This window comes from Gordonia zhenghanii (assembly GCF_021738965.1).
Classification (GTDB): Bacteria; Actinomycetota; Actinomycetes; order Mycobacteriales; family Mycobacteriaceae; genus Gordonia; species Gordonia zhenghanii.
This window is the reverse complement of the sequence record NZ_JAKKOQ010000008.1, coordinates 17,557-41,781: the sequence shown is the minus strand read 5'-3', so window position 1 is coordinate 41,781 and position 24,225 is coordinate 17,557. Positions and strand designations below refer to the sequence as shown.

Sequence of the window (24,225 nt, the reverse complement as noted above, 5' to 3'; positions counted from 1 at the left end):
GGTCGGGTCGATCTGACACAGTGGACTCGTGATCAGAATCGGCCTGACCGGCGGTATCGGCGCCGGCAAATCGACAGTCGCCCAGACGTTCATCGCGCACGGCGCGTACCACATCGACGCAGACAAGATCGCGCGCGAAGTGGTCGCGCGCGGTACGCCCGGGCTGGCGCAGCTCGTCGAAGCGTTCGGCGAGGACGTCCTCGACGCCGACGGCGGGCTGGACCGGCCCGCGCTCGCCGCGAAGGCGTTCGTCAGCGACGACAGCCGCAAGCTTCTGAACTCGATCACCCACCCGCTGATCGGCGCGCGCACTCAGGAGCTCACTGATGCCGCTCCCGACGACGCGATCGTGTTGCACGACGTTCCGCTCCTGGTCGAAGGCCGGATGGCGCCGTTCTATCACCTGGTCGTGATGGTCCACACCGACGAGGACGTTCGGCTCCGCCGTCTCGTCGAGCTGCGTGGGATGGACGCCGACGACGCCCGCCAGCGCATCGCAGCGCAGGCAACCGACGAGCAGCGCCATGCCGTCGCCGACGTCTGGCTCGACAACTCCGGCACACCCGACGACCTCGCCGCCGCGGCATTGGCCGTGTGGGAGGAACGCCTCGTGCCGTTTCGTGACAACGTGGCTGCTCGCCGCGCGGTCGAGCCGTCGCTCGACGACACCGCCGACGACCCGGAGTCATCGAAGCTCGGCGCTCGTCTCGTCAACCGGTTGTGGGCCCTCGTCGGCGGCGGCGCGCAGGCCGTCGCGCACACCGCGACGTCGTCGGCAGCCGATCATCCGACGCGTCCGATTCCGGAGCTGACGGTGACCGTCGCCGACCTCACTGCTGCCGATGCACTCGCGGAACCCCTTGCAGCGGGCGGGTTCCCGCCCGTCGAGTCCGACGACCCGCAGGTACGACTGCACGGTAGTGCCGATCCAGGACGTGGCGCGCTCGTGCGTGTGCGGCCGGCCGACTGACACTGCGGTAGCAACTCGCCGACTCAGCGTGGCCCAGCGCTAGGTCAGTCGCGCACGGTGAAATAGTCACGCACGTCCAGGGCTGCGATCGGCGTCCACCGTGGCGGCGGACCGTTGGCCGCGGCGTCGTCGGATCCGTCGACGCCTGCCTGCATGCCGAGGACGGTCGACGGCGAGTGGTCGACGCGCTCCGCGAGCGCGTACAGCGCGGCGAGGACGTGAACGCACATCGTCGTGCGAGCTCGACACGAGCAGTCTGCGGCCGCCAAGGTCGCGGCCGGTCGTAGCCCGCGTGCCCGGAGTGCGGCGTGGACAGCGTCGTCGGGTTCGGTCCGCGACCCGAGCTCGTCACGCAGCGCAGCCATCACGGGCGGCTCCATCGCCGCGATCTCCAGATGCGCGATCGAAGCCTCGCCACCACGGTGAATTCGTGCGGTGATCTGCCTGCCATCGATGTCCAGCGTCACTCCGCCGTTGCGCGCGATGCTCCGCGCGCGCGGAGCGGATGTGTTCGGTGTGCTCGCCGTGACGGGTTCGGCGAGCCGGACGATGTCCGCGCCCCATGTGGTGAATCCGAACTGGGGCGTCATCGTGGCGAATCCTCTCGAGTGCGTCGTAGGACGTCGAGCAGGCGTTCGTCGTCCAGGGTCGCGAGGTCGGAGACGATCGACGAGTCGTCGGCGTGCACACCGAGCATCGCCTTGCGGCGGTGCATCTGATCGATGTGCTCCTCCAGAGTGGTCGCCGTGGTCAAGGTCGTGACGGTCACCGGGCTGTCCTGTCCGATCCGGTGCACGCGGTCGGTGGCCTGTGCTTCGACGGCGGGATTCCACCACCGGTCGAAGTGCACGACGTGAGACGCGCGAGTCAGCGTCAGGCCGGACCCGCCGGCTTTGATGCTCATCACGAGGATGCTCGGACCGGCCCCGGACTGGAATCGGTCGGCGATCGCGGACCTCTCGTCCAGGGAGAGGCCGCCGTGGAAGAAGGGCACGTCCTCGCCGACGATCTGCGACGCTGCGCGAGCGAGGAGTTCGCCCGTCTGTCGATACTGCGTGAACACGAGGGTCGGTCGGTCGACGGCGTTCGCCTCCAGGATCTCCATCGTGACGTCGAGCTTGCCCGAGCGACCAGCCTCGCACGAGGTGGCCGGACCGTCGACGAGGTCGGGGTGATTGCAGATCTGCTTCAACGTCGTCAACACGGCGAGGAGTCGTCCGTGACGCTGCAACCCGGTTCCGAAGCCGTCGTCTGCGGCGCGCGCCAGATACGAGTCGTACAGGCGAGCCTGCTCGTCGGAGAGGTCGCAGAGCACCGGATTGTCGATCTTCGGCGGGAGGGCGGCTGCCGCGCGATCCTTGGTGCGGGCCAGCATCACGGGCGCGACGGCGGCACGCAGACGGGGGAGGGCCCCGTCGTCCCCCGACGCGACCGCCTTGGTGAACCGGCGACGGAACACGGCCTTCACCGGGAACATCGATGGCGTCACGACTCGCAGGATGGCCCACAGGTCGTCGAGAGAGTTCTCGATCGGGGTGCCGGTCAGCGCGATCCGGGCCTGGGCGTCGAGTCCGCGTGCGGCACGAGACACCTGCGTCCTCGAGTTCTTGAGCGTGTGAGCTTCGTCGAAAACTACTGCGTTCCAAGGGGTTTCGGCAAGCTCTGCTGCCGACAGACGCAGTCGAGCATAGGAGACGACCTGGACCCGGTCGGTGAGTGACGGTGCGAATCGGGCGATCTCGCGTCGCCAGTTGGTGATGAGACTGGTCGGACAGACGACGAGATGTCGACCCTCGCCGAGTCGGTCGAGGGCGGCGATGGCCTGCAGCGTCTTACCGAGCCCCATCTCGTCGGCGAGGAGGGCGCCGCCGTGGGCGTCGACGGTCCTCACGAGCCAGGCGACGCCCGCTACCTGGTATGGCCGAAGAGTTGCGGCGATGTCGGTGAGCACGCGTTCGGTGGTGAACGAGTCGCGCAGTGCCGCCTTCGCGTATCCCGCGGAGGTGACCGCGGTTCCGGTCGGATCGGCTTCGGTGTGGGCGGCGACGGGCAGGCGGACGTCGGGTGCGGTGTCGGGGTCGTCGCACATCGCCCGCCACGCGGTGAGCGACGCGGACGCCCGTGCGCGGGCAGGCAGGTCGCCGACGTCGACCAGGTCGCAGTGGACCTGATGGACGCCGAGCGCGCCGTCGACGGGAACGACGAGGGGCACCGTCATGGTGCGTGCGGGGTCGTCGAGGCGATGCGACGACCAGAGCGCGAACTGGTGGAGGTCGGGGAGATACGTGACTTCGAGACTCAGGAGGAGATCCTTAACGTCGACCGAATGAGGGGCTCGTTTCACGGAGCAGCCGCCGAGCATACACACTGCGGCGAAGATCATTGCGGCGAAGGCTCGCGGTGACACCTTGAGACGACGACAGGCCGTGCGACTCGAGTGGTCACACGGCCTGTCGACCGATCATCGCGGCGGTTGAGTTCTCCCGACGGCGGAGCCGTTACTCGTCCTCCCGACGGCGGAGCCGTTACTCGTCCTCCCATGCGTAGTCGCCTTGGATGTGGGCGCACACGCCGAGAGCGTCGTTCGGGCCCGTGTCGATCTTCGACACGTAGACCTTCTGTTTGGTCGGGTCCGTGCAGTTCGGGACGGAGGTGGACTTGACGCGTTCGGTGACCTTGTAGACGACGCTCATCATCGAAGACTCCTCGCTGCACGGCACGACCTTGATGCCGATGCCGGTCGCGACGGACGACTCTTCATAACAATGGCCCTGAACGTAGTTCGGTGCGAGGCAGAGGGTGTCTTCGCTTGCCCCGTCGCCGTATTCGGTCACCCAGAAACGCAGGCCGGCCTTCTCGCAGCCCTTCTCGGACGGCTTCTTGGCGGCGACGATGAACGCCAGGCTGTCGGTGCTGTCGCAGTCGATCCGCTTGGTCTCGACGTTCGACAGTTCTTTGGAGTCGACGGTGAGGCACGAACCGACGGGGCTGGCGTCGACGTCCGTGCCGTCGTCGGTGTCACGGAACGCGAGGTAACCGGCGACGACGGCGACGAGGATCGCGACGGCGATGCATCCGACGACGATCGGGATCACCTTGTTGGATCGGATGCCGGACGGCGGGGGCGTCGGGTTGCCGGGACCGCCGGGCGGCGGTCCGTATCCCGCCTGCGGCGGGTAGCCGAATTGACCGGGCTGCTGCCCGTAGGCTTGCTGCTGCTGGCCGTACACCGGGCCTTGTGCGTTGCCTTGCTGGCTGAACGGGTTGCCCGGTTGATTCGTTTGACCCGGCTGATTCGGATCGGGCTGATTGTTCGAGTCAGGTTGGTCTGGTCTCGGTGGAGTCGTCATATCGGCGGCTTTCCCAATGTGCGTAGGATCGGTGGAACGAGAGAAGTGTCGCACAGCGTGCCCGACCGGCCACCCGGGGAGTCGGTCATTCGGGCTACATCACCGACTCGGGGTAGGGGCTGGCCGTCGCCTATGCTGGCTCGGAGTCCAGCCACGTCAGCGGTTCGCCGACCTGCTGGTCCAGCCACGTCTGCACGCACCCGGAGGCGGCCGATCCGGTCAGGGCCGCCGTCGAGATCTCGACGGCTCGCTCACACTCGGCGGTGGTCATCAGCCCTGCGGCGTGGGCTGCGAATACCTCGTCGACGTCGATCAGGGCGAGCGGCCGGTCGGCGTCGTCGACGAGGTCGAGATACCAGTCCACCGAGTGCCATCGCCCCTGGCCGTCGGGTCCGGAGAAGCGTCCGACGTCGAGGTAGAGACGCTGCTGGGGTCGATAACCGTCCACGAAGTGGAAGATGTTGGCGCGGAGCCCGAGTTCGGGAAGCAGCCACAGTTCCAGATGGGTGAACCGCGGGTGGTCTGCCGTTCGCGACATGTACAGCCCGTACGGCTTCTCCCGGTACACGTCGACCGGGCGCACGAAACCCTTGTTGTCGGTGTTCGTCATCGCCGGGACGTCGAACACTTCGGTCTTCGGCGGATGAATGTGTGAGTCGAGACCGTCGGAGGAACTCATGAGCCGACGATAACGGTCGGGTCGGGCGTGTGCAGGCCGTCGCGGCAGACCGGTCGAAACCTTGGCGGGTGCGGCTTACGGTGAGGACATGACCCACGCATCGACTTCAACGAACGGCCCCGCGATCACCGCGATCACGCTCGGCGTGCGCGACGTCTCGGTGGCGGCGCGCTTCTACACCGACGGTCTCGGTTTCCCGCTGATCAATCGTGTCGCCGACGACATCGCCTTTGTTCAGGCGGGGCACGGGATGATGCTCGCACTCTGGGCGGTCGACCAGATGCCGTCCGAGTACGGCGACGTCGGCCACGGGCCCCTCGCGCCGCCGATGTCGCTCGGCCACAACGTGTCGGCTGCCGACGAGGTCGCGACCTGGTATCTCCGAGCGGTGGATGCGGGTGCGGTGTCGGTCGCCGCGCCGACCACGCAGTCGTGGGGTGGGGTGAGTGCGTGTGTCGCCGATCCGGACGGATTCCGCTGGGACTTCGTCTACAACCCAGCGTTCGAGGTCAGTCCCATCGGTGAGGTGACCGGGGTCTGAGCCCTCACGCCCGGACGACGTCTGTCCCGCGGACTTGGACGTCGACCGGAGTGAGCCCGGTGGTGGCCGGACCGTGCACCAGAGATCCGTCGAGGTCGAATTCGCTTCCGTGGCAGGGGCAGTCGAGTTTTCCATCTTTAGGAGCCACAGCGCAGCCCTGGTGTGGACACTTCGTCGAGAACGCCGCGAAGTCACCGGCGCTCGCCTGGGTGACGACGACGTCGCCCACGACGACGCCGCCTCCGACGGGGACCTCGGATGTCGTGGTCAGCACATCGCCCGACGAGTTCGCCGCCGAGTCGGACGGCGAGGAGTTCGCGGCAGTCGAGGTGTTGTCCGATCCGCTGGAGTCGTCGCCGCATGCGGCCGCCCCGAGAACCACCGCGGCTAGCGGGGCTGCGGTAAGCACGGTGCGGCGAGACGGGGTGATTCGGTTCTCGGTCATCTGGAACTCCTGTATCGGTCGAAGTGGCTGTCGAGCGGGCACGGTGGGTATGTGGTCGATTCCACCAGTCAGCGGCGGTCTGCGTTGGTGGAACGGGCGATTGTCGGTGGCGGTGTCTACCCTTGTGGCATGGCATTCCCCGCTGAGAAACCGGTCATCGCGCACTCGGAGTTCCGGCCGGTCGGTGAGATCGAACGGACCGAGGGCAGCTTCGAGGTCGTCAGCGAGTACGAACCCGCAGGCGACCAGCCGACCGCGATCGCCGACCTGGAGCAGCGTCTGACGGCAGGGGAGAAGGACGTCGTGTTGCTGGGCGCGACCGGAACCGGTAAATCGGCTACGACGGCGTGGCTCATCGAACGCGTGCAGCGCCCGACGCTGGTGATGGCGCCGAACAAGACGCTCGCGGCGCAGCTCGCGAACGAACTACGCGAGATGTTGCCGAACAACGCCGTCGAGTACTTCGTCTCGTACTACGACTACTACCAACCCGAGGCGTACATCGCGCAGACCGACACCTACATCGAGAAGGACAGCTCGGTCAACGACGACGTCGAACGGCTTCGGCACTCGGCGACGTCGAATCTGCTCTCGCGCCGTGACGTGGTCGTGGTCGCCTCGGTGTCGTGCATCTACGGTCTGGGAACGCCGCAGTCGTATCTCGACCGGTCGATCGAGCTCGGCGTCGGCGAGTCCATCGATCGTGACGCGCTGCTCCGTCTGCTCGTCGACGTGCAGTACACGCGCAACGACATGTCGTTCACGCGCGGTGGCTTCCGGGTGCGTGGCGACACGGTCGAGATCATCCCGTCGTACGAGGAACTAGCGGTTCGCATCGAGTTCTTCGGCGACGAGGTCGAGGCCCTCTACTATCTGCATCCGCTCACCGGTGACGTCGTCCGGCAGGTCGACGAACTCCGTATCTTCCCGGCGACGCACTACGTCGCCGGACCTGAACGCATGGAGCGGGCGATGGCGAGTATCGAGAAAGAACTCGAAGAACGTCTCGCCGACCTGGAAGCCAAAGGGAAGCTGCTGGAGGCGCAACGCCTGCGGATGCGGACGACCTACGACTTGGAGATGATGCGGCAGGTCGGATTCTGTTCGGGCATCGAGAACTACTCTCGCCACATCGACGGCCGCGGACCGGGCTCGGCTCCGGCGACCCTCATCGACTACTTCCCGGACGACTTCCTCCTAGTCATCGACGAGTCGCATGTGACTGTCCCGCAGATCGGTGCGATGTACGAGGGCGACATGTCGCGCAAGCGCAACCTCGTCGAGTTCGGCTTCCGCCTGCCGTCCGCCGTCGACAACCGCCCGCTGACGTGGGACGAGTTCTCCGACCGAATCGGACAGACCGTCTATCTGTCGGCGACGCCCGGTGCGTACGAACTAGGCCAGGCGGGCGGGGAGTTCGTCGAGCAGGTGATCCGGCCGACGGGTCTGCTCGACCCGGAGATCGTGGTGAAGCCGACCAAGGGTCAGATCGACGACCTCGTTCACGAGATTCGGGAGCGCACCGATCGCGACGAACGCGTCCTGGTGACCACGCTGACCAAGAAGATGTCCGAGGATCTCACGGACTACCTCCTCGAACTCGGGATCCGAGTGCGGTATCTGCATTCGGAGGTCGACACATTGCGGCGTGTGGAGCTTCTGCGCCAACTGCGCACCGGCGAGTACGACGTCCTCGTCGGCATCAATCTGCTGCGTGAGGGTCTGGACCTTCCCGAGGTCTCGCTCGTCGCGATTCTCGACGCAGACAAAGAAGGATTCCTGCGCAGCACTACCTCGTTGATTCAGACGGTCGGTCGTGCGGCCCGAAACGTGTCCGGACAAGTCCATATGTATGCGGACCGGATCACCGATTCCATGCAGAATGCGATCGACGAGACGGACCGTCGTCGAGCCAAGCAGATTGCGTACAACAAGGAGAAGGGCGTCGATCCGCAGCCCCTGCGAAAGAAGATCGCGGACATTCTCGATCAGGTGTACGCCGAAGCCGACGACACCGTCGAGATCGGTGGATCGGGACGTAATTCCAGCCGTGGGCGTCGGGCCCAGGGCGAAGTGTCCAAGGCGGTCAGTGCGGGCGTCTACGAGCAGCGGGACACCTCGGCGATGCCGCGCGCGCAACTCGCCGACCTCGTCCACGAGCTCACCGATCAGATGATGAACGCGGCGCGAGATCTGCAGTTCGAACTCGCAGGCCGCCTCCGTGACGAGATCGCGGATCTCAAGAAGGAACTGCGTGGAATGGATGCCGCGGGCATAAAGTGACGCCGATTTCACCGTCGTATTCATTGATTCCTGTGTGACAGTGAGTTCGAAGTCGCAGAGTTTCCGGGTTACGACAGGGTATGTTCGGTGTCGGAAATGGGTTCGTCTGGACAATCACCACGGCGTAGCCCTGTGACATCACCTTGGAGGGAACTCACACATGAGCGGATATTCGACGATCGTGGTCGGCACCGACGGATCGGAATCGTCGCTGAAGGCAGTCGAGCGCGCAGGCGCGATCGCCGGCGACGGGACCGTCGTCATCGCGTGCGCATACTTCCCGAACGATGGGAAGACGGCGAGCGGCGCGACTGACACGTTGCGCGACGAGGCGTACCAGGTGATGGGATCGTCGCCGACCGAGGAGATCCTGCGCACCGCGAAGGAGCGGGCGGTCGGCGCTGGCGCGACGACCGTTGTCCAGCGTGCTGTTCAGGGCGCGCCCGTCGACGCGCTGCTGCAGCTGGTCGTCGATGTCCAGGCCGACCTTCTCGTGGTCGGCAACCGGGGTCTGAACTCGATCGCCGGTCGCCTCCTCGGCTCGGTTCCCGCCGACGTCGCGCGCAAGGCTGCCTGCGACGTTCTCATCGTTCACACCACGTAAGCGCCACCGAGCCCACTGCTGATCAGCAGAGTTCTCTGTTGATCGACCGGGATCTCTGTTGATCGAGCGGGATCTCTGTTGATCGAGCGGAGTCGAGATCCCAGGGTCTCGACTCCGCTCGACCAGCGGGAGGGGTCTCGACTCCGCTCGACCAGCGGGAGGGGGCTCGACTCCGCTCGACCAGCGGGAGGGGGCTCGACTCCGCTCGACCGGCGGTGGGGACTCGACCAGCGGGAGGGGTCTCGACTTCGCTCGACCGACGGTAGGGGGAGGGCGCTCAGCCCGCGGCCGCAGGCATATCGGCGAGATCGGGCGGCAGCGCGCGTGTGTGGACGACGACGAGTCGCTGCGTCGCACGCGTCAACGCCACGTACAGGTCGTTGTAGCCGCGGGGCGACTCCACGACGAGATCGGCCGGGTCGACGAGGACCACGGTGTCGAATTCGAGGCCCTTGGCCGCCGTGATCGCGTGGACCGACACCCCTGACCCCCGTTCGGTGAGCCGCTCCCGTAGAGCGTCAGCGGTTCCGTCGGACGCGATCACGGTCGCCAGTCCCGACCAATCGGCGTCGGCGACCAGGTCGGCGACGCTCGCGGCTAGATCGTCGGTTTCTACCGCGTACGGCTCGATTCCGTTGGCCCGCAACGATCTCGGAGCTTCAAGATCGGGATCGATCCAAGCGAGGACGCGGTTGGCGTACCGCGTTATCTCCGACGGCGTCCGATAGTTGACGGTGAGTTCGTGTAGTCGCCACCGATTCGCGACGTACGGTTCGAACACCTCGCGCCACGAGGTACTGCCGGCGGCGTCGCCGGTCTGCGCGGTGTCGCCGATGACGGTCATCCACCGGTTCGGGATGCGCCGCATCACCATCCGCCACGCCATCGACGACAATTCTTGAGCCTCGTCGACGATCACGTGGCCGAACGTCCACGTCCGGTCCTCATAGGCGCGCTCGGCTGTGGTCCGGCGTTCGGTGTGCACCTGGCGTTCGGCGAGCTGCTCGGCGTCGATCAAGTCGTACGCCATCAGGATCTCCGGATCGAGATCGTCCTCGAGGTCCTGGGGCGCGGAACCGGTGAGGATGTCGAGGGCGTCCTGAGCCTCGGACAGCTGCTGACGCCAGCGGGCTCGGTTCACCCGCTCGGCCTCGTCGGTGCGGTAGCCGATGAGTTCGGCGAGCTCGTCGAGGAGCGGTACGTCGCCCGGGGCGAGGTCTGCGTCGTTCGGGAGGGGGCGAGCGAGTCGATAGAGGGCTTCGCGTTCGGCGTCGGTCCAACCGCGAGTGGCCTTGCGCAGGAACGCCGGATCGTCGTACAGGTCGCGGAGCACTCGCTGCGGGGTGAGCGTGGGCCAGAACTCGGTCAGTTCGGCGACGACGTGCGGGTCGGCTTCGAGTTCGGAGCGGATGTCCTCCAAGTCTGCGGCCGTCAACAGTTGTGAGCCGTCGAGTTCGCTCGAGCCGATGCGTCGCGCGTGAACAGCTGCGAGCTCGTCGAGGGCTGCCCGGAGAAACGCTCGTTGCGCGAGGTTGTGCGCGCGTCGCGTCGATCGGGCGTGCGCTCGAGCCGCTTTGACGAGGTAGGCGTCGATCGGGAGCTCGAAGCCGTCGAAGTGGGTCACGAGGCCCTTGCCGGGAAGCGACTGGCGTGCGCGGACCGCGGCACGCAGGACGTTGAGCATCCGTTGGTCGCCCTTGAGAGCGGTCGCCTCACGCGAATCGTGGCCGCGCGCAGTGACATCGGGGAACAGGTCGCCGACCGTCGAGAGGAGCACTCCGGTCTCGCCCAGCGACGGCAGCACCTGACCGATGTACCGCAAGAAGTCCTCGTTGGGGCCGAGGATGAGGACGCCGCTGCGCGAAAGGATCTCGCGGTGGGTGTACAGGAGATAGGCGGCGCGGTGGAGGGCGACGGCGGTCTTCCCTGTGCCCGGCCCGCCCTGGACGACGACCACGCCGCGGTGGGTGGACCGGATGATCTCGTCCTGCTCGCGCTGGATGGTCTCGACGATGTCAGTCATCTCACCGGTGCGGGCCGCGTTCAACGCGTCGACGAGGGCGGATTCGTTGACGACGTTCGACCCGGTCGCGTCGTCGTCGATCTTCCCCGAGAGCAGGTATTCGTCGGAGACACTGCGAACGGTGCGCGTTCGAGTCCGGATGTGGCGTCGACGTTCGACGTCCTCGCGTGCCGCCGGGGTCGCGAGATAGAACGGTCGTGACAACGGCGCTCGCCAGTCGAGCAGGAGGGTGGTGTCGCGGTCGTCGTCGTCGAGGATCCCGATCCGGCCGATCCGGCGCACCGTGTCTTCGCCTGCGTCCCTGGACATGTCGAGTCGCCCGAAGTACAGGTTGTGCTCGGCTGCGTCGATCTTGGTCAGTTCGTCGCTGTACATGCGCTCGTACGACTCGCGCTCGGACAACGCCTGCGGAGTTCCCGCGGACTCGCGGAGCGTCTCGCCGAGGCGGCGACGAGTGGTGCTGCGCATGCGATCGAGCCGTGCATAGACGGCGTCGAGATGCGTCTGCTCCTCCGCCAGACGTGGGTCTGGCGCAGGATCTTCGGGAAAGTCTGGGGTTGGCGCGCTCACAGTCGTTCCATATTACCGATCTTCGCGACTGGAGGCTTTCGCGACGGGGGAGCCCGATCCCGTCCGGTGGTCGAAGTCGCAGACAACGAACGAGGGCAGCCGGTCCCGACCGACGCTGATCTGATCGGTGGGACCGGCCGCCCTCGTGGTAGACGCCCTTGTTCAGGGCGTCAACACTCGGCGCTCAGCCGCGAACCTTGCGGCGCCAGCCTGCCGCGCGGTCGGCGGCCTGCTCGGCGCGCTCAGCAGCCTTCTCCTGCGAACGCTCGGCCAGAACAGCGGCCTTCTCCTGCGAACGCTCGGCGAGGACGCGGGCGCGTGCCGCGGCCTCGGGCGCGCGATCGCTGACCTCTGCCGCCAGTCCCTCGGCGCGATGACGGACCTTCTCGAAGACCTCCGGTGCTCGATCGGAGACGGTCTCGGCCACGTCGTGAGCCTGCGACTTCGCGGTCTCGGACAGTCGCGAGGCCTGAGAGGCGATCGTGTCCGTCGGAATCCGGTCCGCGACCTCGTGAGTCAGGTCCTCAGCGCGTCGGGTCACGCCGTCCCAGGCGTGCGACGTCTCCGAGCTGCTCGGCAGGGCACCGGCGACCGCTTCGCGTGCCCGGCCGACCTCACGGCGGCCGCGCCAGCCCAGCGAGGGACGGCCCTCAGTGTCGGCCGATGCGATCAGCACGCCGCCGAGAAGGCCGACGTTCTTGATGAACTCAGACTGCTTCGCGCTCTTGCGGACCGGGTCTGTCTCGTTCCAGAAGTCACTGGCGAACACAGTGGTCGGCACAAGCGTGCCTGCGAGGACTGTCGACGCGATACGCGGCGCCTTGCCGGTGGCCAGGGCGATGCCCGCGCCGATCTGCACAGCACCCGATACACGGATGACGGTCTCCGCGTCGGCGGGAACCTGTTCGAGCAGTGGTTCGGCAGTTCGCGCGGGCCCGGACGGCGCACGCACCGCTTCGACTCCTGACGCGATGAAGGCTGCGCCGAGTAGCGGGCGGGCAATTCGTCGGAGAATCATGTAGATCAGCCTTTCGTCTCGTCTAAGTTGACAGACACCGCGCTCGAAGCGAACGCCGCTGGTCCAGCGACCATCGGCTCGAGCACGCCATCGTGCTCGACATTACCGATTCGGCGTCGCGTGTCCAGGATGTTCACCAGCCGCGTTCGCGCCACTGGGGGAGATTCGGGCGTTCGGCCCCCAACGACGTGTCGACCCCGTGGCCGGGATAGACGGGCGTGTCGTCGCCGTACCGGCCGAACAGTCTCGTCTCGACGTCGCCGAGGAGGACGTCGAAGTCGCCGGGCTCCCACGTCTTTCCGACGCCGCCGGGGAAGAGCGAGTCGCCGGTGAACAAGTGGACGCGGCCGGACGACTCGGTGAGGGCTAGTGCGACCGAACCACGGGTGTGACCGACGATGCCGATCACGTCGAGCACGAGGTCGCCGACCGTGACGGTGTCGCCGTCGGAGAGGAGCCGGTCGGCTTCGATCGGGAGGGCTTCGGCATCGTCGGTGCCGACTGCGTGTGGGACGTCGAGTCCGGTGCGAACTTCCTCGAGGGCTGCCCAGTGGTCCGGGTGGCCGTGGGTGGTGACGATCTGACCGATCGTGCCTGGCAGTTGCTCGGCGAGCGATAACAGCACGCCGGCGTCGTTCGCCGCGTCGACCAGCAGCGCTTGGCCGGTGGCCTTGTCGGTGATCACATACGCGTTGTTGTCCATCGGGCCGACGGAGATCTTCACGACGGTCGCGTTGTCGAGTTCCCGTCGCTGCGCTTTGTTCCGTTGGCCGTCGGCTTCGGGGGACACGTTGCCGGTGTACTGGTCGGAGACTGTGATCTGCTGCGTCATAGGTCAAGGCTAACTGTCCGACCCGCCACAGTCCGGTGCGATGGCCCTCACTGTGGGCCGAGAACTGTCGGAGGGGCCGCGTACTCTGTCGCCTTGGGGGAACTGTTGTCAGATGTAAGGAAAAGTAGTGGTTGATCGGCTAATCGTCCGTGGCGCGCGTGAGCACAATCTGCGTGGCGTCGACGTCGACCTGCCTCGCGACTCGCTGATCGTGTTCACCGGACTCTCGGGGTCGGGCAAGTCGTCGCTGGCATTCGACACGATCTTCGCCGAGGGACAGCGTCGCTACGTGGAATCGCTGTCGGCGTACGCCCGCCAGTTCCTCGGACAGATGGACAAACCTGACGTCGACTTCATCGAAGGGCTCTCGCCTGCGGTGTCGATCGATCAGAAGTCCACCAACCGCAACCCGCGTTCCACCGTCGGCACGATCACCGAGGTGTACGACTACCTCCGTCTGCTGTACGCGCGTGCGGGCACCGCCCACTGCCCGGAGTGCGGGGAGCGGATCGAACGGCAGACGCCGCAGCAGATCGTCGATCAGATTCTCGAAATGGACGAGGGCACGCGGTTTCAGGTGCTTGCTCCGGTCGTGCGGACCCGTAAGGGGGAGTTCGTCGATCTGTTCGCCGATCTGCAGACACAGGGCTTCGCCCGCGCGCGGATCGACGGCGTCGTCCACCAGTTGGCCGACCCGCCGAAGCTCAAGAAGCAGGAGAAGCACGACGTCGATGTCGTCGTCGACCGACTCGTGGTCAAGCCGTCCGCGAAGCAGCGGCTCACCGACTCGATCGAGACCGCTCTCCGGCTCGCCGACGGAATCATCGTGCTCGACTTCGTCGACCTGGACGAGGACGACGCCGAACGGGAGCGTCGGTTCTCCGAAAAGATGGCCTGCCCGAACGCTCACCCGATCGCCATCGACGACCTCGAACCGCGCGCGTTCTCCTTCAACTCGCCGTACGGGGCATGCCCGACGTGCGACGGTCTCGGCATCCAGAAGGAGATCGACGAGTCGCTCGTCGTCCCCGATGCCGAGAGCACGCTGCGCGACGGGGCCGTCGCACCCTGGTCCACCGGACACAACGCGGCTTACTTCCTCCGCCTCATGGAGGGCCTCGGCGACCAGATGGGCTTCGACGTGGACACCCCGTGGGGCCAGCTCCCGAAGAATGCGCGCAAGGCGTTGCTCAACGGTTCCGACCACCAGGTGCACGTCCGATTCAAGAATCGGTACGGTCGCGTCCGCTCGTACTACACCGAGTTCGAAGGCGTGATGTCGTTCCTGTCGCGTCGCGCCGATACCACCGAGTCCGAGCAGATGAAGGATCGGTACGAGGGGTACATGCGCGACGTGCCGTGCTCGGCGTGCGGCGGCACTCGCCTGCGTCCCGAGATCCTCGCGGTGACACTGGACCACCCGGCGCACGGCCCCAAATCCATCGCCGATGTCACGGCGCTGTCGGTCGCCGACTGTGCCGAGTTCCTGGACGGCCTACGACTCGGCGAGCGTGAAGCGGCGATCGCGGGTCGTGTCCTCAAAGAGGTCCAGGCGCGCATTCGATTCCTGCTCGACGTCGGCCTCGAGTACCTGTCGCTCTCCCGCGCCGCAGGCTCGCTGTCCGGTGGTGAGGCGCAGCGGATCCGGCTCGCGACGCAGATCGGCGCAGGCCTCGCCGGTGTCCTCTACGTGCTCGACGAGCCGTCGATCGGTTTGCATCAGCGCGACAATCGTCGGCTCATCGACACCCTCGTTCGACTACGCGACCTCGGCAACACCCTGATCGTCGTTGAACACGACGAGGACACGATCCGGGCAGCGGACTGGATCGTCGACATCGGCCCCCGCGCGGGTGAGCACGGCGGCGAGGTGGTGCACAGCGGCGACTACGACGGGCTGCTGGCCAATGAGCGGTCCCTGACGGGCGCCTACCTGTCCGGCCGCGAAGTGCTGGAGGTGCCTGCGATTCGTCGTCCCGTCGACAAGAAGAGACAGGTGACGGTGGTCGGCGCCCGAGAGAACAACCTGCGCGGGATCGACGTGGCGTTCCCGCTCGGAGTCCTCACCGTGGTGACCGGCGTCTCGGGATCGGGAAAGTCGACGCTCGTCAACGACATCCTCGCTACCGTCCTCGCGAACAAGCTGAACGGCGCCCGCCAGGTGCCGGGGCATCACACGCGTATCAAGGGACTCGAGCACCTCGACAAGCTGGTCCAGGTGGACCAGTCGCCGATCGGCCGCACACCGCGGTCGAACCCGGCGACCTACACCGGCGTCTTCGACAAGATCCGCACGTTGTTCGCCGCGACGACCGAGGCGAAGGTCCGCGGCTATCAGCCGGGACGCTTCTCGTTCAACGTCAAGGGCGGACGCTGTGAGGCCTGCATGGGCGAGGGCACCATCAAGATCGAGATGAACTTCCTGCCCGACGTGTATGTGCCGTGCGAGGTGTGCCACGGCGCTCGCTACAACCGCGAGACGTTGGAAGTGCACTACAAGGGCAAGACGATCGCGGAAGTCCTCGACATGCCGATCGACGAAGCGGCGGACTTCTTCGAGCCGGTCACGTCGATCCACCGGTACTTGAAGACGCTCGTCGAGGTCGGACTCGGATACGTCCGTCTCGGTCAGCCCGCGCCGACGCTCTCCGGAGGTGAGGCGCAGCGCGTGAAGCTGGCGGCCGAACTGCAGAAGCGGTCGACGGGGCGCACCGTCTACATCCTCGACGAGCCGACGACTGGTCTGCACTTCGAGGACATTCGGAAACTGCTGCTCGTGATCAACGGTCTCGTCGACAAGGGCAACACGGTCATCGTCATCGAGCACAACCTCGATGTCATCAAGACGGCCGACTGGATCGTCGACATGGGTCCAGAAGGCGGCGACGGCGGCGGTGTCGTCGTGGCGCAGGGGACGCCGGAAGACGTTGCCGCCGTTACGGAGTCGCATACGGGCGGGTTCATCGCCGACCTTCTCCCACGGGTCGAAGAGGCCGTCTGATCGACCAGGTCGTCGCCGAGTTGAGATCCGCGGGCTGCGTGTTCGCGGACGACGAGGCGCGCGTCCTGCGTCGATGGGCGGCCGACGACAGACAGGTCGACGACTGGGTCCGACGGCGCGCAGTCGGGGAGCCGCTGGAGCACATCGTCGGCCGGGTCGAGTTCGGCGGACTGGACCTGTACGTCGGCCCGGGCGTCTTCGTTCCGCGGCGTCGATCGCTACTGCTCGCCGAGGTCGTCGTCGAACAGGTCGTCACCGACCAGATCACTGATCGAGACTCGGTCGTCGTCGAAGCGTGCTGCGGAGTGGCTCCGATCGGTGCGGTGGTCCGCGACCGAGCGCTTCGGACTCCGGTGATGCTCGCCGACGTCGAGGGCCGCGCACTCGCGTTCGCACGGCGCAACGTCCCCGGCGCCGACGTGTACGAGGGCGAGTTGCTTGCGGCACTGCCACCGCGGGTGCGTGGTCGGGTGGCCGTCATCGCTGCCGTCCCGCCGTATGTGCCGGACAGTCAGGCCCGGCTTCTGCCCGCCGAGGCCACCGACCACGAACCGCGGCGGGCGCTCTTCGGCGGCTCGGACGGGCTCGACACCGTTCGTCTCCTGCTGGAGCAGTCGCTCGACTACCTGGTGCGTGGCGATGACCTGGTGCGCGGTGGGGTCGTGGCGTTGGAGATGCACCGCAGCCAGGCAGCGACTGCGCAGGAGGTAGCGGCGTCGCACGGGTACCGCACGAGGATCGTCCTTGGCGACGACGGCCAGACGGTCGTCCTGCTGGCGTCGGTCGTCTAGCCTGACGGTCATGGGTCGATCGCTGCCGTCGAAGGTCATCGTCGTCGTGGCGACCACAGTCCTGTTCCTCACCGGCACGGCGCTGGTCCGCCCGGCGCCCGCAGATGCCGCACCGATCACCTACGACTTCCTCGACGGGATCCGGGCCGAACTCCAGAATCCCGGTGGCTCACTGCCCGGCACCAACGACTTCGGTTGTACGCCGTCGGCGAGGCATCCGCGTCCGGTGATGCTCGTGCACGGGACAGGTGGGGGCCGACAGACGAACTGGGCGACACTAGCCGCCGTCCTCGTCCGCGAAGGCTACTGCGTGTTCGCGCCGACGTACGGGGCCCTCAGCACGCTGTGGCCGGCGTCCGCCATCGGCGGTCTCGGACCCAAGGTCGACAGCTCCTGGCAGGTCAAGGTCTTCGCCGATCGAGTCCTCGCGTCGACCGGTTCGGACCGACTCGACGTCGTCGGGCACTCGCAGGGCACTGAGCACCCGACCTATTGGATGAAGTACCTGGGCGGCGGCGGCCACGTGAACGCATACGTGTCCCTGGCGCCGTACTGGAGGCAGGGGCCCGACCAAGACGACGAGTTCGGTGACATGGTCGGCCGGATTCGAAAGTCGTTGGGCGTCAAGGCGCCTGCCAGGCCCGACTGCCCGGAATGCACGACGCCGCCCGCCGACCTCGACTTCAACCGGGCCGTCCGACTCCCGACGCCGTACCTGCCCGGCGTCCACTACACGAACATCGTCACCCGCCACGACACGATCGTCACGCCCTACAGTTCGGGGATCCTCGATGGCCCGCCGGGAACGGACGTCACGAACATCACGGTCCAGAAGGGCTGTGCGGCCGACCATTCGGACCACATGTCGATCGTCGCCAACCGACGCAGTGCTGCACTCGTGCTGAACGCACTCGACCCGGCACATCCGAGACCGGTCCCGTGCATCGCCGTGCCGCCGTTCACCGGGGCGTGAGTGGACGGTTCGACGACTCTGGCACTCCGGTTCGGCGTCAGGACGAATTAGAGTGCCGAAGAATTCACAAGCCCATCGACTTGCGGATCTCGTCCAGCTTCGACTTCGCGGCCTCGTCCCGTTTCGCCATCGCGTCGTCGAGTTCGGCAGCCTCGCGCCCGCCTTCGGAGAGGACCTGTCCGCCGTCTGCGGTCGCGGTGCGATGCTCGATCTTGTCGCGCACGAAGTCGAACGTCGGAACACCTGACTCGGTGTAGCCGGTGACGTCCTCGACTGTCGGCGCGTGCACGTTCGGCGTGAAGTCGGGCGACGTCGAGGACTCGACGATCTCGGCGTCGAGGTAGTCGGCCTCGTCGCGGTCGGCGCCGTCCGCAGCTCCTGGATACGTCATACGGCTAGCGTAGACGCGATCCAGGCATCCGCCGATACTGTCGAGCTCCGGGTCGCTGTTCTCAGTCCTTGACCGGCCCGGTGTACTTCTCTCCGGGGCCCTGGCCGGGCTCGTCCGGGTAGGACGACGCCTCGCGGAACGCGAGCTGCAGTGCCTTCAGCCCGTCGAGGACCGGCTTGCGGTGCAGGCCGAGATCGCCCGAGGCTGCAGTGACCAAGCCACCGAGCGCAGTGATCAGGGCACGGGCTTCGGGGAGGTCTTGGTGCTCGGCTTCACCGCCGGCCTCGGGGCCGATCTTCTCCGCCGCCGCGCTCATCAGCATGACGATCGCACGCGTGGTGACCTCAACCGCGGGAATTGTTGCGAGTTCGCGAACGTTCTCGTCTGTGGACCCACCGGGTGCGACGTGCGTATGCGCGTCGTCGGAGGAGGGACTGCCGGTCGAATAGGAGTTAGCGCTCACGCCTGTTAGACTTTCACAGCATGACCGCTCCGGCTGACGCCGGGGTAGCAAGAGGAACTCTCGAGTCCCACCGTACGACGCAGGGCCGCAGGCCTTCGTTGTTGTCCGGTTCCGGTCACACCGTCGCGAGACGACGGAGCGTCACCAGCGAGCGATCGCAGAAGGTGAGGCCCCGCGCACGGCGGTGTTTGCTCGGTCTCGATCTCCTCGAGCTGCCAGTTCTCCTGGCCGGCCACGTGAGTACACATTTATCGAGGAGGCCCCATCAGCACTGAAACCCGCATCAATGAGCGCATCCGCGTTCCCGAGGTCCGTCTTGTCGGACCAGGGGGAGAGCAGGTGGGCATCGTGCGTGTTGAAGATGCGCTTCGCCTGGCTTACGAAGCCGACTTGGACCTGGTAGAGGTTGCGCCTGACGCACGCCCGCCGGTGTGCAAGATCATGGACTACGGCAAGTTCAAGTACGAGGCGGCGCAGAAGCAGCGCGAATCGCGCCGTAACCAGCAGATGACCGTCGTCAAGGAGCAGAAGCTCCGCCCGAAGATCGACGACCACGACTACGAGACCAAGAAGGGCCACGTCGTCCGGTTCCTCGAAGCGGGATCCAAGGTCAAGGTGACGATCATGTTCCGTGGCCGCGAGCAGTCGCGTCCGGAACTCGGTTTCCGTCTGCTGCAGCGACTCGGCAACGATGTCGCAGAGCACGGTTTCGTCGAGACTTCGGCGAAGCAGGACGGCCGCAACATGACGATGGTCCTGGCGCCGCACAAGGGCGCGAAGACGCGGGCCAAGGCCCAGCAGTCGGCCGAATAGGACCACACAAGAACTCCCGCACCTAGCGGGCTCGAGTATGCGCCGGTGAAACCGACGCGGCCCGAGTTCGCCTGATTTAAGGAAAACCATGCCGAAGAGCAAGACCCACAAGGGCACCGCGAAGCGTTTCAAGGTGACCGGAAGCGGCAAGATCGTCCGCCAGAAGGCTGGCAAGCGCCACCTCCTCGAGCACAAGTCGTCGCGCGTCACCCGTCGCCTCGACGGCACCACCGTTGTGAGCGAGAACGACGCACCGCGCATCAAGCGACTGCTCAACCGCTGATCTTTCCCTGACACGACGTATAAGGACTACTGACTAATGGCACGTGTGAAAAGGGCGGTCAACGCCCAGAAGAAGCGCCGCGCAACACTCGAGGCATCGAAGGGTTACCGCGGACAGCGGTCGCGCCTGTACCGCAAGGCCAAGGAGCAGCAGCTCCACTCGATGACCTACGCGTACCGCGATCGTCGTCAGCGCAAGGGCGACTTCCGCAAGCTGTGGATCACCCGCATCAACGCTGCGGCGCGCGCGAACGACATCACCTACAACCGCCTCATCCAGGGGCTGAAGCTCGCTGGCGTCGAGGTCGACCGCAAGGTCCTCTCGGATATCGCGATCACCGACCCGGCAGCCTTCACCGGCCTCGTCGACGTCGCGCGTGCGGCACTGCCCGCCGATGTCAACGCGCCTGCTGCTTGAGCGGACGCACGTCATGATCTCGCCTGCTGAGCGGAGCGAGTCGTGACCGACCGCCGCACTGCACCGCGGTCACCGCAGCGACCCGCGACGGACGTTCTCACCGAACGGTCGTCGCGGGTCGTTTCGTTGACGAAGCTTCATCGAGCATCGGTCCGTCGCTCCGAGAACCGTTTCCTCGTCGAAGGATTCAACGCGGTGGACGCTGCGCTTGCGACCGAGCGCGCGACCGGTCTGCTCGTACGCGAGAGCGACGCTGAGCGGCATGCCGCGCTCGTGCGCCGCGGACTCGACGCCGGACTCCCCGTTCATCAGGTGAACGATCGGGCGTCGTCGAAGCTGTCCGAGACCACCACCTCGCCAGGAGTGTTCGCCGTCTGCGACCTCGTGTGGTCCACCCTGGACGAGATCCTGGCCGCAGGCCCGCGACTCCTCGTCGTCGCCGTCGAACCCCGCGAACCCGGCAACGTCGGGACTCTGACGAGATGCGCAGATGCGATGGGCGCGGACGCCGTGCTCCTCCTCGGCGACAGCGTCGACCCGCACAACTCGAAGAGTGTCCGGGCGTCGGCGGGAAGCGTCTTCCACATCCCGGTGGTGCGGGACCCCGACATCGCCGGAGCGCTCGGGAAGATCAGGTCGGCGGGCGTCGCGCTCGTCGCGACGACGATGGACGGCGAACTCTCGCTCGACGACGCAGACACGACGTTGTCCACGCCGCACGCGTGGTTGTTCGGCAACGAGGCGCACGGTCTGCCCGACGACGTCCTGGCCGACGCGGATCATCGACTGTCGATCCCGATTCGCGGACGCGCGGAGAGCTTGAACCTCGCGGCCGCGAGTGCCATCTGCCTCTACGCGAGCGCGCGAGTCCAGAACACCTGACCCGCGCCGGTCAGAAGCTCACCTTGACCGGCGTCGCGCTCTTCTCCTCGGGAGCCTGCTGGTTGCCGAGCTGGCCTGACGAATTGGTGCCCCAGCAGTAGGTGTCAGCATCGGTCACCGCACAGGTGACGCTGCTGTGCAGACATTCTCGGGTCCTCTCAGATGGCCGACTTCGGTCAGCTAAAGGGTAAGCGGCGAGAACGGACATGTCGTTCAACTGCCCGATTCCATGCGCGCAGGCCGAACTCGGCCGCCCGGGTCGAGAGGCCGAGTTCGATCCGTTTCAGGCAGCGTGCTTGACCGGTGTCGGCGAACCAGTCGAGTCTTCGGAGTCGCTGACCTGTTTGCTGGAATTGCTGCCCCAGCAATAGATCTCGCTCGAGACAGTGATTGCGCACGTCGTGCTTCCGCCGGTCTTGACGACGTCGACGTCACGCAGACCCGATACCTTGGCAGGCTTGTCGTTGGACGTGGTCGTTCCGTTGCCGACCTGGCCCTTGATGTTGTTGCCCCAGCAGTACACGTCGCCGGAGCCGTCCACGACACATGCGGTGTCGACGTCGACGGAGACCTGCTGCGGATCGTCGATGCCGGTCACTTCCGCAGGCGCGGAACGTTGGCTCGAGTCGGTGCCGAGTCCGGCACCCCAGCAGTAGATCTTGCCGTCGGCGACGGCACACGTCTCGATTTGGAGGCGCTTGTCGCTGTCCCGGCTCATGCCGATCGAGACGTCTTCGACGTTCTTGAGCGAGTTGACTTTCACCGGTGCGTTCCGTTGAGTCGTCGAGCCGTCGCCCAACTGCCCGTTCTGGTTGGAGCCCCAGCAGTACAGGTCCGATTCGCCGTCGACGGCACACACAGAGCCCGAACCCATTGCCAGAGTCTTGACGTCCGACAGTCCGGGCACCTTGGTCGGAGTGAGCACGTTCTCGGTCGTGGCACCGTTGCCGATCTGGCCGGTGGTGCCGTATCCCCAGCAGTAGACATCGCCTGCGGACACTGCGCACGAAGCCGCGTAACTGTTCGCGATCGCGGTGACGTCCGTCAGATTCGGGACCTTGAACGGCGTCGTCTGTTGACCCTGTTCCTTGGTCCCGTTGCCGATCTGGCCTGCGCCGGCGGCGCCCCAGCAATAGGCCTCGCCTGCGTCGATGGCACACGTCGTCGCGGTGATTCGATCCTGTTCGTCGAGGAATCCGCCTGCGGCCACCCCGGTGACGTCGGTCAGTCCGGTCACCTTGGCGGGATTCGCCCGGTCGGTGGTGGTGCCGTCGCCGAGTTGGCCCGCTCTGTTGCCGCCCCAGCAGTACAGCTCACCGTCGCGGATGGAACACGATGTGCCGAACGAGACCTCGAGATTCTCGGTGGCGACGGCCGGGCCGGCGTCGTCGTTGGAGCTTGGCCACCAGAGGGGTGAGGTTCCGGCGATGGCGATGATGGCGATGGCGGCGATGGCGAGGGTGATGAGGAGGTTGCGTTTGCTTTTCTTGGGTGGTGTCGGTTGGCCGGGGTTCCAGGGTCCGTTGGGGGCGGGTCCTGGTCCGATGGGGCCGCCTGGTCCCATGCCGCCCGAACCCATTCCGGCGGGTCCCATGGCGGGGTTGTATCCGGGTTGTTGGGGATTGGAGGTGTAGGCGCCTTGGTTGTATGGGGCGCTTTGACTGTGGGGGCCGAGTGGGTTGTTGGGGCCGGACTGGTTGTGGGGTGTGGGGTGCGGGGTTGGGTTGGGTCCGAGGCCGGGGTTGGAGGTGTGGGGCATCGGTGGTGGTGGCGTGGGTGTGGGTGCGATGGCGGTGGCGGTGCCTGCGCTGGTTTGGGTGAGTGCGCGGTGTAGTTCGGTGGCGAATTCGCGGCAGTTGTTGTAGCGGGCGTTGGGGTCTTTGGCCATGGCGCGGGTGAGCACTGGGGTCAGGGCGGCGAGGTCGGGGCGTGCTTGGCCGAGTGGTGGTGGGGGTTGTTGGACGTGGGCCATCATCAGTGCGGTGGCGGTGTCTGCTTGGAAGGGGGCGTGTCCGGTGAGGACTTGGTAGGTGGTGCAGGCCAGGGAGTATTGGTCTGAGCGTGCGGTGGCGGGTTGGCCGGAGATGATCTCGGGTGCGGTGTAGGCCATGGTGCCTACGACGGAGTTCATGGCGGTCAGTTGTGGTGAGTTGGAGAGTTTGGCGATGCCGAAGTCCAGGACGACGGCGCGGGCCAGGGTGCCGTCGGTGTTGCGGGTGATGACGATGTTGGCGGGTTTGATGTCGCGGTGCACGATGGTGCGGGCGTGGGCGTAGTCGAGGCCGTCGGCGACTTGGTTGATGACGTTGATGGTTTCGGCGGGGGTCAGTCGGGTTGATGCGATGTCGGGGCCGTCGAGGTAGTTCATGGTGAACCAGGGCAGGCCTGCGGTCTTCTCGGAGCTGTTGGTGTCGTCGACGCCGTAGCTGTGGACGGTGATGATGCTGGGGTGGTCCAGGGAGGCTGCGGTGCGTGCTTCGTTGGCGAAGCGTTGTTGGAAGTCGGGGTTGGAGGCGCCTGCGACGGAGATGACCTTCATCGCTTCTTTGCGTTCTAGTTGTGGGTGTTCCACGACGTAGACATCGCCCATGCCTCCTGAGCCGAGTAGTGAGAGGACTCGGTATCCGGCGATCACATCTCCGGGCTGTGCAGGCACTTTCTTCCTCCAGTCTCACGAAACTCTCGAACCCGTACCTGCCGTCGGACAGAACACGGTCACCAGAAATGTAGCTGCTCGGTCATCCGATTGTCGGTATTGACCTAGGCCTTCCGAATGACACACACCGTCGCAAAGGGAGCGGCCTGGGCTGGTCTCTGTGCCTTATGCCTGGTCGATTACGCTGTAAGTGTCCTTTTCCCTGCAGGTGTAGGAGATGCGAGCCAGGTGGCCGACGCG

Annotated in this window: 23 protein-coding genes; 11 read left to right on the top strand and 12 right to left on the bottom strand. The window is 66.2% G+C overall.

The features are described from left to right. Nucleotides 1-28: 28 nt before the first annotated feature. On the top strand, nt 29-970 hold the full coding sequence (gene coaE / locus L5G32_RS10435) for a dephospho-CoA kinase (protein WP_237010982.1): 942 nt from the start codon (nt 29-31) through the stop codon (nt 968-970). A gap of 44 nt (nt 971-1,014) precedes the next feature. Here the strand turns inward: coaE and L5G32_RS10430 are convergent, their stop codons facing one another. The 4 genes from L5G32_RS10430 to L5G32_RS10415 all read right to left on the bottom strand — a co-directional run bounded on the left by L5G32_RS10430 (nt 1,015) and on the right by L5G32_RS10415 (nt 4,999). Continuing rightward, the gene (locus tag L5G32_RS10430; RefSeq protein ID WP_237010981.1) at nt 1,015-1,560 is read right to left on the bottom strand and encodes a hypothetical protein; all 546 of its coding nucleotides are present in this window, start codon (nt 1,558-1,560) and stop codon (nt 1,015-1,017) included. Further along, entirely contained in the window at nt 1,557-3,188 is a 1,632-nt protein-coding gene (locus L5G32_RS10425; protein ID WP_237011227.1) for a DEAD/DEAH box helicase, read from the bottom strand. The genes L5G32_RS10430 and L5G32_RS10425 overlap by 4 nt, the downstream gene beginning before the upstream one ends. Nucleotides 3,189-3,495: 307 nt before the next feature. Continuing rightward, entirely contained in the window at nt 3,496-4,320 is an 825-nt protein-coding gene (locus L5G32_RS10420) for a hypothetical protein (RefSeq protein ID WP_237010980.1), read from the bottom strand. 130 nt (nt 4,321-4,450) lie between these two features. Beyond that, nucleotides 4,451-4,999 (bottom strand): ribonuclease FAU-1 family protein, encoded by a 549-nt coding sequence (locus L5G32_RS10415; protein ID WP_237010979.1) that lies wholly within the window; start codon nt 4,997-4,999, stop codon nt 4,451-4,453. An 88-nt stretch (nt 5,000-5,087) separates the two neighbouring features. Here L5G32_RS10415 and L5G32_RS10410 point away from each other — a divergent pair, with 88 nt between their 5' ends. Beyond that, nucleotides 5,088-5,540, top strand: coding sequence for a VOC family protein (locus tag L5G32_RS10410; RefSeq protein ID WP_237010978.1), 453 nt, complete (start codon nt 5,088-5,090; stop codon nt 5,538-5,540). 4 nt (nt 5,541-5,544) lie between these two features. Here the strand turns inward: L5G32_RS10410 and L5G32_RS10405 are convergent, their stop codons facing one another. After that, on the bottom strand, nt 5,545-5,985 hold the full coding sequence (locus tag L5G32_RS10405; protein ID WP_237010977.1) for a QcrA and Rieske domain-containing protein: 441 nt from the start codon (nt 5,983-5,985) through the stop codon (nt 5,545-5,547). Nucleotides 5,986-6,114: 129 nt separating this feature from the next. On the opposite strand from L5G32_RS10405, the gene uvrB reads away from it, so the two are divergent. Both uvrB and L5G32_RS10395 read left to right on the top strand, forming a co-directional pair. Beyond that, complete coding sequence (uvrB, locus tag L5G32_RS10400; protein WP_237010976.1) at nt 6,115-8,268, top strand: excinuclease ABC subunit UvrB; 2,154 nt, start codon at nt 6,115-6,117, stop codon at nt 8,266-8,268. Nucleotides 8,269-8,428: 160 nt separating this feature from the next. After that, nucleotides 8,429-8,872 (top strand): universal stress protein, encoded by a 444-nt coding sequence (locus L5G32_RS10395; protein ID WP_237010975.1) that lies wholly within the window; start codon nt 8,429-8,431, stop codon nt 8,870-8,872. A 277-nt stretch (nt 8,873-9,149) separates the two neighbouring features. On the opposite strand, the gene L5G32_RS10390 is transcribed toward L5G32_RS10395, so the two are convergent. The 3 genes from L5G32_RS10390 to L5G32_RS10380 all read right to left on the bottom strand — a co-directional run bounded on the left by L5G32_RS10390 (nt 9,150) and on the right by L5G32_RS10380 (nt 13,315). After that, on the bottom strand, nt 9,150-11,465 hold the full coding sequence (locus L5G32_RS10390; RefSeq protein WP_237010974.1) for a HelD family protein: 2,316 nt from the start codon (nt 11,463-11,465) through the stop codon (nt 9,150-9,152). 184 nt (nt 11,466-11,649) lie between these two features. Continuing rightward, the gene (locus L5G32_RS10385) at nt 11,650-12,483 is read right to left on the bottom strand and encodes a DoxX family protein (protein WP_237010973.1); all 834 of its coding nucleotides are present in this window, start codon (nt 12,481-12,483) and stop codon (nt 11,650-11,652) included. Between the two features lie 133 nt (nt 12,484-12,616). Continuing rightward, the gene (locus L5G32_RS10380; protein WP_237010972.1) at nt 12,617-13,315 is read right to left on the bottom strand and encodes an MBL fold metallo-hydrolase; all 699 of its coding nucleotides are present in this window, start codon (nt 13,313-13,315) and stop codon (nt 12,617-12,619) included. 127 nt (nt 13,316-13,442) lie between these two features. On the opposite strand from L5G32_RS10380, the gene uvrA reads away from it, so the two are divergent. From uvrA to L5G32_RS10365, 3 genes are read left to right on the top strand one after another with little or no spacing between them, the layout of a single operon-like run. After that, nucleotides 13,443-16,316 carry an excinuclease ABC subunit UvrA gene (gene uvrA, locus L5G32_RS10375; RefSeq protein ID WP_237010971.1) on the top strand — a complete coding sequence of 958 codons (2,874 nt, stop codon included), beginning with the start codon at nt 13,443-13,445 and terminating at the stop codon, nt 16,314-16,316. A gap of 38 nt (nt 16,317-16,354) precedes the next feature. Then, entirely contained in the window at nt 16,355-17,107 is a 753-nt protein-coding gene (locus L5G32_RS10370; protein ID WP_237010970.1) for a N5-glutamine methyltransferase family protein, read from the top strand. A 10-nt stretch (nt 17,108-17,117) separates the two neighbouring features. Then, nucleotides 17,118-18,080, top strand: coding sequence for an esterase/lipase family protein (locus L5G32_RS10365; RefSeq protein WP_237010969.1), 963 nt, complete (start codon nt 17,118-17,120; stop codon nt 18,078-18,080). Nucleotides 18,081-18,144: 64 nt separating this feature from the next. Here L5G32_RS10365 and L5G32_RS10360 read toward each other — a convergent pair whose 3' ends face one another. Then, nucleotides 18,145-18,471 carry a hypothetical protein gene (locus L5G32_RS10360; protein ID WP_237010968.1) on the bottom strand — a complete coding sequence of 109 codons (327 nt, stop codon included), beginning with the start codon at nt 18,469-18,471 and terminating at the stop codon, nt 18,145-18,147. 61 nt (nt 18,472-18,532) lie between these two features. Beyond that, nucleotides 18,533-18,934, bottom strand: a complete 402-nt coding sequence (locus L5G32_RS10355; protein WP_237010967.1) for a DUF1844 domain-containing protein — start codon at nt 18,932-18,934, stop codon at nt 18,533-18,535. A 246-nt stretch (nt 18,935-19,180) separates the two neighbouring features. Between L5G32_RS10355 and infC the strand changes: the two genes are divergently transcribed. From infC to L5G32_RS10335, 4 genes are all read left to right on the top strand, one after another. Beyond that, on the top strand, nt 19,181-19,747 hold the full coding sequence (gene infC, locus L5G32_RS10350; RefSeq protein WP_237011226.1) for a translation initiation factor IF-3: 567 nt from the start codon (nt 19,181-19,183) through the stop codon (nt 19,745-19,747). 88 nt (nt 19,748-19,835) lie between these two features. Further along, entirely contained in the window at nt 19,836-20,030 is a 195-nt protein-coding gene (gene rpmI, locus L5G32_RS10345) for a 50S ribosomal protein L35 (protein WP_009678672.1), read from the top strand. A 36-nt stretch (nt 20,031-20,066) separates the two neighbouring features. Next, the gene (rplT, locus tag L5G32_RS10340) at nt 20,067-20,447 is read left to right on the top strand and encodes a 50S ribosomal protein L20 (RefSeq protein WP_237010966.1); all 381 of its coding nucleotides are present in this window, start codon (nt 20,067-20,069) and stop codon (nt 20,445-20,447) included. Between the two features lie 42 nt (nt 20,448-20,489). Then, the gene (locus L5G32_RS10335; RefSeq protein ID WP_237010965.1) at nt 20,490-21,329 is read left to right on the top strand and encodes a TrmH family RNA methyltransferase; all 840 of its coding nucleotides are present in this window, start codon (nt 20,490-20,492) and stop codon (nt 21,327-21,329) included. 10 nt (nt 21,330-21,339) lie between these two features. On the opposite strand, the gene L5G32_RS19385 is transcribed toward L5G32_RS10335, so the two are convergent. After that, entirely contained in the window at nt 21,340-21,447 is a 108-nt protein-coding gene (locus L5G32_RS19385) for an RCC1 domain-containing protein (RefSeq protein WP_237010964.1), read from the bottom strand. A gap of 165 nt (nt 21,448-21,612) precedes the next feature. Beyond that, nucleotides 21,613-23,964 (bottom strand): protein kinase domain-containing protein, encoded by a 2,352-nt coding sequence (locus L5G32_RS10325; protein ID WP_308192036.1) that lies wholly within the window; start codon nt 23,962-23,964, stop codon nt 21,613-21,615. Nucleotides 23,965-24,225 lie beyond the last annotated feature (261 nt).